At 32.9% G+C, this 11,818-nt stretch carries 9 protein-coding genes, 1 tRNA gene and 2 rRNA genes; 7 read left to right on the top strand and 5 right to left on the bottom strand.

All coding sequences use genetic code 11. The annotated features are described in order from the left end of the window. The 3 genes from CLMAG_RS28300 to CLMAG_RS28290 all read left to right on the top strand — a co-directional run. Positions 1–1,355: ribosomal RNA gene (locus CLMAG_RS28300) — 23S ribosomal RNA — on the top strand; the annotation flags it as partial. Between the two features lie 263 nt (positions 1,356–1,618). Continuing rightward, positions 1,619–1,735, top strand: a 5S ribosomal RNA gene (rrf, locus tag CLMAG_RS28295). Between the two features lie 6 nt (positions 1,736–1,741). Then, positions 1,742–1,818: transfer RNA gene (locus tag CLMAG_RS28290), tRNA-Ile, on the top strand. A gap of 167 nt (positions 1,819–1,985) precedes the next feature. On the opposite strand, the gene gltX is transcribed toward CLMAG_RS28290, so the two are convergent. Beyond that, on the bottom strand, positions 1,986–3,440 hold the full coding sequence (gene gltX, locus CLMAG_RS28285) for a glutamate--tRNA ligase (protein WP_066630636.1): 1,455 nt from the start codon (positions 3,438–3,440) through the stop codon (positions 1,986–1,988). Between the two features lie 342 nt (positions 3,441–3,782). Between gltX and CLMAG_RS28280 the strand changes: the two genes are divergently transcribed. Further along, on the top strand, positions 3,783–4,949 hold the full coding sequence (locus CLMAG_RS28280) for a methyl-accepting chemotaxis protein (protein ID WP_161487050.1): 1,167 nt from the start codon (positions 3,783–3,785) through the stop codon (positions 4,947–4,949). Positions 4,950–5,378: 429 nt separating this feature from the next. Further along, a complete protein-coding gene (locus CLMAG_RS28275; protein WP_066630634.1) occupies positions 5,379–6,431 on the top strand; it encodes a glyceraldehyde-3-phosphate dehydrogenase in 1,053 nt (350 codons plus the stop codon). A 141-nt stretch (positions 6,432–6,572) separates the two neighbouring features. Here the strand turns inward: CLMAG_RS28275 and CLMAG_RS28270 are convergent, their stop codons facing one another. Beyond that, complete coding sequence (locus CLMAG_RS28270) at positions 6,573–8,087, bottom strand: MBL fold metallo-hydrolase RNA specificity domain-containing protein (protein WP_066630632.1); 1,515 nt, start codon at positions 8,085–8,087, stop codon at positions 6,573–6,575. Positions 8,088–8,264: 177 nt separating this feature from the next. Further along, positions 8,265–9,530: a D-alanyl-D-alanine carboxypeptidase family protein gene (locus CLMAG_RS28265; RefSeq protein WP_066630630.1), complete on the bottom strand. Its 1,266-nt coding sequence runs from the start codon at positions 9,528–9,530 to the stop codon at positions 8,265–8,267. Positions 9,531–9,835: 305 nt separating this feature from the next. Between CLMAG_RS28265 and CLMAG_RS28260 the strand changes: the two genes are divergently transcribed. Further along, positions 9,836–10,444: an NUDIX hydrolase gene (locus CLMAG_RS28260; RefSeq protein WP_066630628.1), complete on the top strand. Its 609-nt coding sequence runs from the start codon at positions 9,836–9,838 to the stop codon at positions 10,442–10,444. A gap of 11 nt (positions 10,445–10,455) precedes the next feature. Here CLMAG_RS28260 and CLMAG_RS28255 read toward each other — a convergent pair whose 3' ends face one another. Then, positions 10,456–10,803 (bottom strand): hypothetical protein, encoded by a 348-nt coding sequence (locus tag CLMAG_RS28255; RefSeq protein ID WP_066630626.1) that lies wholly within the window; start codon positions 10,801–10,803, stop codon positions 10,456–10,458. 153 nt (positions 10,804–10,956) lie between these two features. Beyond that, positions 10,957–11,346 (bottom strand): winged helix-turn-helix transcriptional regulator, encoded by a 390-nt coding sequence (locus CLMAG_RS28250; RefSeq protein ID WP_066630624.1) that lies wholly within the window; start codon positions 11,344–11,346, stop codon positions 10,957–10,959. A 235-nt stretch (positions 11,347–11,581) separates the two neighbouring features. Between CLMAG_RS28250 and CLMAG_RS28245 the strand changes: the two genes are divergently transcribed. After that, positions 11,582–11,812 carry a hypothetical protein gene (locus CLMAG_RS28245; RefSeq protein ID WP_242873161.1) on the top strand — a complete coding sequence of 77 codons (231 nt, stop codon included), beginning with the start codon at positions 11,582–11,584 and terminating at the stop codon, positions 11,810–11,812. The last annotated feature ends 6 nt before the right edge of the window (positions 11,813–11,818 follow it).

Genomic DNA, 11,818 nt, shown 5'->3' with positions numbered 1-11,818 from the left:
ATGTTGAGGTGTGATGGGGAGCCCTTATGGGCGAAGTATCTGATTCCACGCTGCCAAGAAAAGTCTCTATGGAGGATGTTGGCGCCCGTACCGCAAACCGACACAGGTAGGTGAGGAGAGAATCCTAAGACCAGCGGAAGAATTGTTGTCAAGGAACTCGGCAAATTGACCCCGTAACTTCGGGAGAAGGGGTGCCTACGCAAGTAGGTCGCAGAGAATAGGCCCAAGCAACTGTTTAGCAAAAACACAGGTCTCTGCTAAAGCGAAAGCTGAAGTATAGGGGCTGACGCCTGCCCGGTGCTGGAAGGTTAAGGGGAATACTTAGCGCAAGCGAAGGTATGAACTTAAGCCCAGTAAACGGCGGCCGTAACTATAACGGTCCTAAGGTAGCGAAATTCCTTGTCGGGTAAGTTCCGACCCGCACGAATGGCGTAATGATTTGGGCACTGTCTCGACAACAAATCCGGCGAAATTGTATTGCGAGTGAAGATGCTCGCTACCCGCGATTGGACGGAAAGACCCCGTAGAGCTTTACTGTAGCTTAGCATTGAATTTCGGTATTGTCTGTACAGGATAGGTGGGAGACTTGGAAGCAAGGGCGTCAGCCTTTGTGGAGTCAACCTTGGGATACCACCCTGACAGTACTGGGATTCTAACCGGCGGCCATGAAACTGGTCACGGGACATTGTTAGGTGGGCAGTTTGACTGGGGCGGTCGCCTCCAAAAAAGTAACGGAGGCGCCCAAAGGTTCCCTCAGAACGGTTGGAAATCGTTCGAAGAGTGCAAAGGCAGAAGGGAGCCTGACTGCGACACAAACAAGTGGAGCAGGGACGAAAGTCGGGCTTAGTGATCCGGTGGTTCCTCGTGGGAGGCCATCGCTCAACGGATAAAAGCTACCTCGGGATAACAGGCTGATCTCCCCCAAGAGTCCACATCGACGGGGAGGTTTGGCACCTCGATGTCGGCTCGTCGCATCCTGGGGCTGAAGTAGGTCCCAAGGGTTGGGCTGTTCGCCCATTAAAGCGGCACGCGAGCTGGGTTCAGAACGTCGTGAGACAGTTCGGTCCCTATCCGTCGCGGGCGTAGGAAATTTGAGAGGAGCTGTCCTTAGTACGAGAGGACCGGGATGGACTGACCTCTGGTGCACCAGTTGTTCCGCCAGGAGCACAGCTGGGTAGCTATGTCAGGACGGGATAAACGCTGAAAGCATCTAAGCGTGAAGCCCACCTCAAGATAAGATTTCCCATAGCATAAGCTAGTAAGACCCCTTGAAGAACACAAGGTTGATAGGTTAGAGGTGTAAGCATGGTAACATGTTCAGCTGACTAATACTAATAGGTCGAGGGCTTGACCAAAAAATAGTTAAGAGTGTAGAGTTGAGAATTAAGAGTTAATGATGATTTTCACTAGCGTGAAAATCTAAAATTTAAATTAATTAAGCTCTACATAAAAAAGCTATACTTATCACTGTGCAATTTTCAGAGAATAATATTCTCATAAGAGTTAATAATTTATTGTGTATAAAGTTATTAGTTAGTATAATTATCGTTTTTTCGACGTTAGGAGAAAAAACAACCATAACTCTTAACTATTAATTCTTAACTCTCAACTAAATAAATCTGGTGATTATGACGTAAAGGTAACACCCGTACCCATTCCGAACACGAAGGTTAAGCTTTACAGTGCTGATGGTACTGCATGGGAGACTGTGTGGAAGAGTAAGTCGTCGCCAGGTAAATATGGATCTTTAGCTCAGTTGGTTAGAGCAACCGGCTCATAACCGGTAGGTCCGGGGTTCGAGTCCCTGAAGGTCCACCATAAGTAGAAGTAGTATTATACTACTTCTATTTTTTTATCTCATAGTTATCGTATATAATATTCCTTCTTTAAAAAGACTGGGTATATTGGGCAGAAAATTGCATGATAGAGTATTGAATCAATAATAAAAAACATGGTGGATATAAAAATATCAACCATGTTTTTTATTATTGATCAGCTTGAAGTTTTTCAATACCAATCTTTATTCTTTTTAAGGTTTCATCCTTACCTAATATCTCAGCTATTTCGAAAGCACCACCTGGTGAAGTTGGTTTTCCAGAAACAGCGGTTCTTATAGGCCATAGGACAATACCGTTTTTAACCTCTAATTCTTTTACTAGATCCATACAAGTGTCTTGTATAACACTCAAATTCCAGTCAGTTATAGCGTCAAATTTAGGTAATATTTTTTCAAGAACTTCTAATGAATTTTGAAGATTAGTTTTCATTTTTTTGTGTACATATATTTCAGTAGAATAGTCAGGTAAAGTTTCGAATAAATCAATGATATCAGGAATTTGACTTAGTATTTCAAGTCTTGAGTGCATTAATTCACTGATTTTCATAAAATCAAGATCTTTAGTAATTACCTGTTTGTAGTATGGAGTAGCAAGTTCATTAAATTCTTCAAGTGGAAGCATTTTTATATACTCACTGTTCATCCATCTTAGCTTAACATCATCGAATATTGCAGGTGATTTATTTATATTTCTATAGTTGAAGATTTCAATTAATTCGTTTAAATTGAAAATCTCTTTTTCCATTCCAGAACTCCAACCTAGCAGCGCAATATAGTTAAGAACAGCATCCTTTAGATAACCTTTGTTTACTAGGTCTTCGAAAGAAGCATCACCATTTCTTTTACTTAACTTATGCTGAGCATCTTTCATTATTGGAGGGCAATGGACATATACAGGAACTTCCCATCCAAAAGCTTCATATAATCTATTATATTTTGGTGAAGAGGATAAATACTCACTTCCACGTACAACATGAGTTATTCCCATTAAGTGATCATCAACAACATTTGCAAAGTTATATGTAGGGAATCCGTCTGATTTTATTAATATCATATCATCTAGTTCTGAATTATCAACAGATATTGAACCATAAATTTCGTCATTAAAAGTTGTTGTTCCTGTAGTAGGGTTATTTTGTCTTATAACATAAGGAATACCTGCTGCTAAATTACTTTCTACCTCTTCCTTAGAAAGATAAAGACAATGCTTATCATATTTTGGTGTTTGTTTTAAATCTTCAGCATTTGATCTTATTTCTTCCATTCTTTCTTTTGTGCAGAAGCAATAATATGCTTCGCCTTTTTCAATTAAGCCTTTGGCATATTCTAAATATATGCTTGTTCTTTCACTTTGAACATATGGACCTACAGGTCCGCCTATATCAGGACCTTCATTGTGTTTTAAACCTGTAACCTTCAATGTATTATAAATAATATCCAAGGCGCCTTCTACAAATCGCTCTTGGTCAGTATCCTCTATTCTTAATATAAAGTCACCATTTTCATGTTTTGCTATTAAATAGGCATATAATGCTGTTCTTAGGTTACCAACATGCATATATCCAGTTGGACTTGGGGCAAACCTTGTTCTAATTTTAGCCATTTTTTTCACTCCTATTACTTTAAAATAAAAACCTCTCATCACCTGGACGAAAGGTTTATCAGTACAATATTACTCATATTAAATAATATACCAATGAGCATTTAGTGTCAAGTTAGATCTACCTTTTACTGCTATAATTAACTACATATATTATAATACAAATTGTTAATTTAGTGTAGAAATCAGTAGAGATTTTGTCTATATAAAAAAATGTAAAAATTAAGATTACTAAAAGTCTCTAGTATGTAAAATATTCAATTATATTTTTAATACTTTAAAATTTTATTAAAATTTAGTATAATTTTAATAAAGATAGTTTAAAATTTATCAATGGAGGTAGAAATGGAAAATAAAAATAAGTTCGTACTGATATTAGCAAGCTTTGCAGTAATACCTTTAGTAATATTGGTTAGTGGAATTTATCTACTATGTGATGGTGAAAGTATTTCAAAGAGCCAGTTAATAGGAATAGCTTCTATGACAATATGTATTATAGCAATTTTTTTAACTAGTATAGCTCTATTAATGCATAGAAAGTTATTTCAAACTGCAGTAAAGTTGTCTAACATAGAAGATAACTCGATGAGTCAAAATGAAAAATCCTTAGAAGAAGTAAATATTGCTTCTACAGAATTAAGTGATTCGGTAAATACGCTTTCTTCAATATCTCATAACATGGTTGCATCAGCTGATGAAGTTTCCCATGCTATTAATGAGATTGCTTCGGGAGCCAATTTACAGGCAACTGAAATAGCAAGTATTGTTAATTTATTAACTAATTTGGTTAGTGAAGTTAACTCAATTGAAGAAAAGTTGTATGTTGTTCGTGGAAATGCTAAAGAAGCTGGAGACAAAGCTCAGGAAGGCGAAAATAATATTTATGAGTTAATAAACTTTATAGTTAAAATAAAGCAGTCTTTCGATACTGTTATGAAAAAAATCAATGAACTATCTGTCACTGTATCTGAGATAGGAAAGATTACGGATATAATTAATAATATCTCAGAACAAACAAATCTATTAGCCCTAAATGCATCTATAGAAGCTGCAAGAGCAGGGGAAAATGGTAGAGGCTTTACAGTTGTTGCCAATGAAGTAAGAAAGCTTGCAGAGGAATCAAAGGGGTCTTCAGAAAAGATTATAAATTTAGTGAAATCTATTACATTAGAAACTAAGGAAGTTACGGAGAAGTCTAGTGAGGTTAGTTCACTTCTTGAGGAACAAGCTGTAGTAGCGAATGATACTATAATGTCTTTTGAAGATATTATAGGGTCTGTTAATAGTGTTCCTGGATTAATAGAAGAAACTGAAGGGCTATTGAAAAAAACTGTAGAGGAAAATATGATAGTTTTAGAAAAGGTTCAAAATGTATCAGAAGCAGCTCACGAAGTTTCAGCTGCTTCTGAAGAGATATTTTCTTCCTCAGAAGAACTTGTAATATCTTCAGAAGAAATTTCTAATTTATCTATTAAAATTAATAATCAATTAGAAGAGCTTAAAAAGGAATAAATATTGTTAAAAATAATATAAAGTCAAATAAAAAACCTGTCATATTAAAGCTATGGCAGGTTTTTTATTTGACTTGATAAATTTTAGTTTGAGGCTACCTTATGAAATATAAACAAATTAAACTGTATTGTTGTACTTTTGTGAACTTTTATAATATTGTAGCAGAGATACTATACTTGTTAAACAAGTAACGCATATAAAATTTAAAATATAAGTATACAGAATATAGAAAATGTGAGTTATATTGAGCAAATTAAAGATATTATAGAATAATAATATAAAAAATGAAATTGACATAAGTGCGTATTACTGTTATAAATAATATAGCACATATCACTAAAAGAGTGCATAAAATAATATCAAATAAACAATTGTGATATAGTAATGTTTTTAAATAATATATCATATATTTTCTGGGGGGTAAGTAAAATGTCTATTAAAGTTGCTATTAATGGTTTCGGAAGAATTGGAAGAGCAGTTATTAGAATAGCTCAAGAAAGATTAGATGATAATATTGAGATCGTAGCTATCAATGCTAGAGCAGATAGTAAAACTTTAGCTCATCTTTTTAAATATGATTCTCTTTATGGAAGGTTTAGAGGCACTGTAAAAACAAATGAGAATTCAATTATAATTAATGGATCAGAAATCAAAATATGCAATGAAAATGATCCAGAGAGCCTACCATGGAAAGAACTTGGTATTGATATAGTTATAGAGTCTACAGGAATATTTACAGATAAAGAAAAACTTAGTAAGCACATAAAAGCTGGTGCTAAAAAGGTTATACTGACTGCACCTGGCAAAAATGAGGATATTACTGTAGTAATGGGAGTAAATGAGAAGTCTTTAGATATTGAAAAACATAGTATAATTTCAAATGCATCATGTACTACTAATTGTCTAGCTCCTTTTGCTAAGGTTTTAGATGATAACTTTGGAATAGTAAAGGGCTTAATGACAACTGTACATTCCTACACAAATGATCAAAAAATATTAGATAAAACTCATAAAGATTTGAGAAGAGCAAGAGCTGCTGGGGAATCAATTATTCCAACTACTACTGGAGCAGCTAAAGCTGTTGAAAAAGTTCTTCCAAATCTCAAAGGAAAATTAAATGGTTTTTCAGTAAGAATACCGACTCCAACAGTTTCATTGACTGACTTAGTTTGTGAGCTATCAAGACCAGTAACAGTAGAAGAGATTAATAATGCATTTAAGACAGCTGCAGAAGGTTACATGGATGGTATTCTTGGATATTCTGATGAACCTCTTGTTTCAGCAGATTATAAGGGAGATGACAGATCTTCAATTGTAGATGGTCTTTCAACGATGGTTATGAGTGATACTATGGTTAAAGTTGTTGCTTGGTATGATAACGAATGGGGATATTCATGTAGAATAGTTGACTTAGTAAATTATGTAGCACAATTAATGCATAAACAAAGTGAATATGATATGAAAATAGCGGTTACTGTATAAAAAAATGTGGTTTTCCTAAATAGGAAAACCACATTTTTATGAAAACTTATTTAGATAGAGTTTCCTATGAATATCGGAGTATTAGAGCGGCCAGTCACCGGATAAAATGTTAAATAAATATAGTGTTCCAACTGTATTTATCTAGATATTTTTTATAGCATCTCTTATTTGCTCTAATAAGAGGTTTTTGTCCATAACATCTAGATCTTCTACTGAGTTGATGAGTGCAGTAATCTTATTTCTAACTAAGCTGAATTTTGGAGATAGGGCACCAGGCACAAAAGTATCTCCAGGTTTAGTTATGAGTGTTGAGTATCCTTTTAAATGTAACAGTTCACTAAATTCTTCTTGAGCGGAAGTATCACCATGTACTAGTAACACTTTATCAGGTTTAGCCTTAAGACTTTCAAGCCATTCTATAAGGCCGTTCTGGTCTGCATGACCTGAAAGACCATGTAAATTAAATATTTTTGCGTTAACTGCTATTTCTTCACCAAAAATTTTAACCTTTCTAGCGCCTTCTACTATTTTTCTGCCTAAAGTTCCCTCTGCTTGGTAACCTACAAATATTATGGAAGATTCTTTTCTCCATAAGTTATGTTTTAAGTGGTGCTTTATTCTTCCAGCGTCACACATACCACTGGCAGAAATTATAATGGCACCACTTTGAATTTTATTAAGTTTTGCAGATTCTTCAGGAGATCTAGTAAAAGTCAAACCCTTAAAACTTAGAGGATCATCTCCAATATCTAAAAGTTTTGTAGCTTCTTCATCATAATATTTGTGATATTTAGAAAAAATAGAAGTAGATTCTGCAGCTAACGGACTATCCACAAAAACAGAAGCACCTTTTAATATGTCGCCCTCAACATGTTTATTTAAGGCATATAATACTTCCTGAGTTCTTCCAACTGCAAAGGAAGGTATTATTACATTGCCACCTCTTTTAAAAGTATCTTTTATAATTTTTGCAAGACTTTCTAATTCTGAAGATAACTCAGTGTGAAATCGGTTTCCGTAAGTGGTTTCCATAATTATGTAATCCGCGTAATCAATAATAGCAGGGTCTTTAAGAATAGGTATATTCTTATTACCAAGATCACCTGTATAAACTAATTTAGTTTGCTTATTATCCTCAGATACAAGCATTTCAATTATAGCGGATCCAAGAAGGTGACCAGCGTCTCTGAACCTAATCTTAAGGCCATCAAAAAGCTCAATCCATTGGTCATAAGGATAGCCTTGGAAAAGATACATGGACAATTGAGCTATCTTAGAAGTATATAGAGGCTCTACTGGTTCAAGGCCCTGTCTCGTTTTCTTTCTATTTCTCCATTCAGACTCAAATTCTAAGATATGACCACTATCAGCAAGCATAACACTGCACAAATCTAATGTGCCTTCTGTACATACAACAGTTCCTTTAAAGCCTTGCTTATATAGAAGAGGAATTCTTCCACTGTGATCTATATGAGCATGAGATAAAATAATAAAATCTATATCTTTGGGGTTAAAGTTAAAGGTTTCATTACCTCTTTCTTTTTCATCTTTACCTTGATACATACCACAATCTAATAAAATATTTTTTTCTCCAATTTTTAAAAGGTGACAAGAACCAGTAACACATCCAGCCGCACCGTAAAATTCAATTTTCACTAAAATCCCCCCTTTTGTGATATATAATGATTATAACATCAATTCGTAATTTTCAAAATATTATTATCCGTAAAACATTTATTATTTTTTGTATTAATTTTATAAAATATACTTTCTTTGAGGAAATTTCGAATAAAAAAGCCTGTATTAAACATTACATTTAATACAGGGTAAATTTTAAATATATTTTCCTCTTCTTTTTCTTCTTTTTATATCTAGTATTTTTTTTATAATAAAACCGACAACTGCTAAAGTTGCTAAAACTATAGCAGCAGAAACTCCGTATATAGGCAGATTATTTTTTAATATAGATCCTTTCGAAATGTTTGTATATAGCTTATATTCTTTAGAAACATTTCTTTCCTTTATAGTAAGAGTACCAATAGGATTGTTGGCTTTTAAACTAGAAAGATCCATATTCGTTAAATTTATATCTTCCTTCAATTCACTTTTGTTAGCTTGATTATCATAATAGTTAACATCTTCTTTAAGAATAATAGGAAGATTTATGCTCTTTTCATGCCCAATAAATCCTAAAGGTTTATATTTAATAGATTTAGTAGTTAAAACAGAATCCTTTTTGTGTAATGTAACTGATTTTGCACTATAACTCCAATCAATAATCTTCTTCATATCATCAAATACAATAGTATCATTTTGATCATAAGCTGAGTTCATTACAACTCCTAATATTTTTCTATTATCTCTTTCATATATAGCTACTAGGCATCTTCCTGCAGGAATAGTATATCCAGTTTTTCCGCCAATGCAGCCATCTTTGTCTAAAAGTTTATTCCTATTATCAATAATAAAAGTAGTTCCTTTTGAAGTCTTTACAGTACTTTTTAGCTTGGCCATAGATTCTCTTATCCAAGGATTTTCAAAGGCAGCACGACTAATTACACTTAGGTCATAAGCTGTAGTATAGTGGTTAGGGTCGTGAAGGCCGTTTGGAGTAATAAAATGTGTATTTGTTAAGTTTAACTTTTTTACTTCTTCATTCATCTTATCACTAAAATCTTTTGCATCCTTAGCTACATTATCAGCAATCATATAAGCAACGTCATTACCAGAGTAAAGTAGAAGTGCGTCCATGGCATCTTCAGCAGACATCTCTTCTCCAACACCTATTGGATGTAAATTTACATTTAATGAGTATTCAGGCTGAACTTTAGCTCCTTGAGTATATTTAAGCATATCTGTTTTACTTTTGCTCTTAGCAAGAAGTAATGCTGTCATAAGTTTGGTAGTACTAGCTGGATACATTTGCTTGTCTATATCCTTTGCGTATATTATTTCTCCTGACTCCATATCTATTGTAATAGCAGCTTTACCATAAATTTGAGGTTCTGATTTTAAGTTATTTTCTGCAGCAAATACATTAAAAGTCAAAGAGAAAATAAAAATAAATGTTAATAGTAAAGATAACTTTTTTTGTTTCAAGGCTCATCTCTCCATTTACTTTAATTTTATCCGATGACTACCCGCTCTAATACTCACATCTTCTTCAAAGTGTGAGTAAAGAGCGGCTACGTCCCTGGATTCGTTCAACTAAGAACCAGATGGTGTTGAAACACTATCTGATTCAAGTTTCACTTTCATGTATATAATTGATTTAAAAAATATTATAATCAAATTATAACATTTTTCAGTATAACACTTACGATAAAATTTTACAATTGAATAAATTTTGTAAATAAAAATCAAATTTATAAAGTTACGACTTACAGAAGTGGAGGAAACCAATTATGATAAATGAAATAAAAAAAACATTTGGGAATAGAGATCCAGAAATTATAGGACAATTAAGGAAAAATGCTGTAATGATACTTCTTTGTGAAGAAGATGGAAAAACCAGCATAGTATTTGAGGTTAGAGCTTTTTGTTTAAGACAACAGCCAGGAGATATATGTTTGCCAGGAGGTAAGGTTGAAAAAGGGGAAAGTCCAGAAGTTGCATCCATAAGAGAAACTACGGAAGAGTTAAATTTAAAAATAGATGACATAGAATTTATAGGTAGCATGGATTATGTAGTTACTCCATATAACTTTATAATATATCCTTTCATAGGAAAGTTAAATAAAAGAGAAATATTTCCCAATAGAGATGAAGTAGATCATATCTTCAAAGTTCCAATAGAATTTTTTATAGAGAATACACCGGAGTTTTATGAAATATCATTAATGCCTGATCCAGGAGAAGGATTTCCTTATCATTTAATAAGGAATGGTAAAGATTATAAGTTTAGAATTGGTAAAGTACCAGAGTATTTTTATAGATATAAAGACTATGTTATTTGGGGATTTACTGCTCTTATTATAAAAAATTTCATTGAAGTGTTAAGAAAGGCTAATTAAAAAGGAAGGCTTCATATGGAAGCTTTCCTTTTTCCTCTTGAAAAAAATACTATGGATAAAACCATAAGAATTGCATAAATAACTAAGAGCATAAGTGGAACTAAAGCTATAGGATAAAAAAATTTTAAAACTACAAAGACAATTGTAGAAACTATGAACCAGAATAGGCAAACAACAGACATTCGTTTATTCCGTTCTCTCCAGCTTGTTGGATCATTCATATCGCCTATAATTTTTTCTCTATCTTCATTTTGAGGATCGGTTTTTACTACTAATAACTTAAAGTATAAATAAGCTGCAATACTAACGATAGCTATTCCTAAAAAGAAATACGAAAGAGATATACTAGTTAGATACATTTAAACAACTCCTTTTCTTATAAGACTAGTTTTAAATTTAATACTATATTAATGATAGTTTAACCAAAAAATAAAAAATAAGTAGTATAAACATATTAAGTAAATACTACTTATCCATATACAAGGTTTTTAATGTATAAATATAATATTAAATTATTTTGCTATGGATTCACTAGTCTCTAAATCTATAGAGCTTTTAGCCTTTTCATAATATTCTTTGCCCCATTTACACATGCTGCTTAATATTGGCATAAGGCTTTCTCCCTCATTGGTAATAGTATATTCAACCCTTGGTGGAACTTGTGGATATATTTTTCTACTAATCATTCCATCAGCTTCCAATTCTCTAAGTTGCTGAGTTAACATTTTTTGTGTTATACCAGGTAAGGATCTTTTTACTTCGCTAAACCGCTTTGTTCCGTCAACACCTAGATGCCATAATATTAGCGGCTTCCACTTGCCACCAATTATATCTAAAGTTAACTCTACTGTGCAAGTATATTCTTTGTTTCGTATCCTCATTACTTTACAACCTTTTCCCATACTACACCCTCTTTTAATAATAAAAATATGGAGTAACATTAATAAAACTAAGTATAATGTATAGCTATAGTAAATTTACTATCAAAATTATATCACTAATGCTTACATTCTTCAAATTAATTAAAGGCAAATAATAATTAAGTAAAATTTTAAAAAAATGGTAAATTATATTCATTTTTACAAATAATTATTGTATAATAAGGTTAACTTATAATAACTTTTGGGGAGAGGGTGTATGGATATGGAAGAATGTCCATTTTTATCTACGTATGAAAGTGATGTGGAGTGTTTTAAGGATTGTGCTTTATATAACTACAAGGGAACTGGAGGCATTTGTCCTTTTAAAAAAATTGATGATTTTAGGACAAAGAGAGTACAAGATAGACGGACTGAAATAGAGCTATTTCATGGTGAATTGGATTTTATAAGAAAATCTTATTTAGAAGTTTCAAACAAATATTTATAAAATATT

The organism is Clostridium magnum DSM 2767, assembly GCF_001623875.1.
Lineage (GTDB): Bacteria > Bacillota > Clostridia > Clostridiales > Clostridiaceae > Clostridium_AM > Clostridium_AM magnum.
Note: the sequence above shows the minus strand (reverse complement) of the source record. Positions and strands in the feature narration are given on the sequence as shown.

Bases quoted from the DNA above. Each gene is read 5' to 3' on its own strand.
- gltX (WP_066630636.1), bottom strand. From the start codon at position 3,440: ATGGCTAAAATTAGAACAAGGTTTGCCCCAAGTCCAACTGGATATATG.
- CLMAG_RS28280 (WP_161487050.1), top strand. From the start codon at position 3,783: ATGGAAAATAAAAATAAGTTCGTACTGATATTAGCAAGCTTTGCAGTA.
- CLMAG_RS28275 (WP_066630634.1), top strand. From the start codon at position 5,379: ATGTCTATTAAAGTTGCTATTAATGGTTTCGGAAGAATTGGAAGAGCA.
- CLMAG_RS28260 (WP_066630628.1), top strand. From the start codon at position 9,836: ATGATAAATGAAATAAAAAAAACATTTGGGAATAGAGATCCAGAAATT.
- CLMAG_RS28255 (WP_066630626.1), bottom strand. From the start codon at position 10,803: ATGTATCTAACTAGTATATCTCTTTCGTATTTCTTTTTAGGAATAGCT.
- CLMAG_RS28250 (WP_066630624.1), bottom strand. From the start codon at position 11,346: ATGGGAAAAGGTTGTAAAGTAATGAGGATACGAAACAAAGAATATACT.
- CLMAG_RS28245 (WP_242873161.1), top strand. From the start codon at position 11,582: ATGGATATGGAAGAATGTCCATTTTTATCTACGTATGAAAGTGATGTG.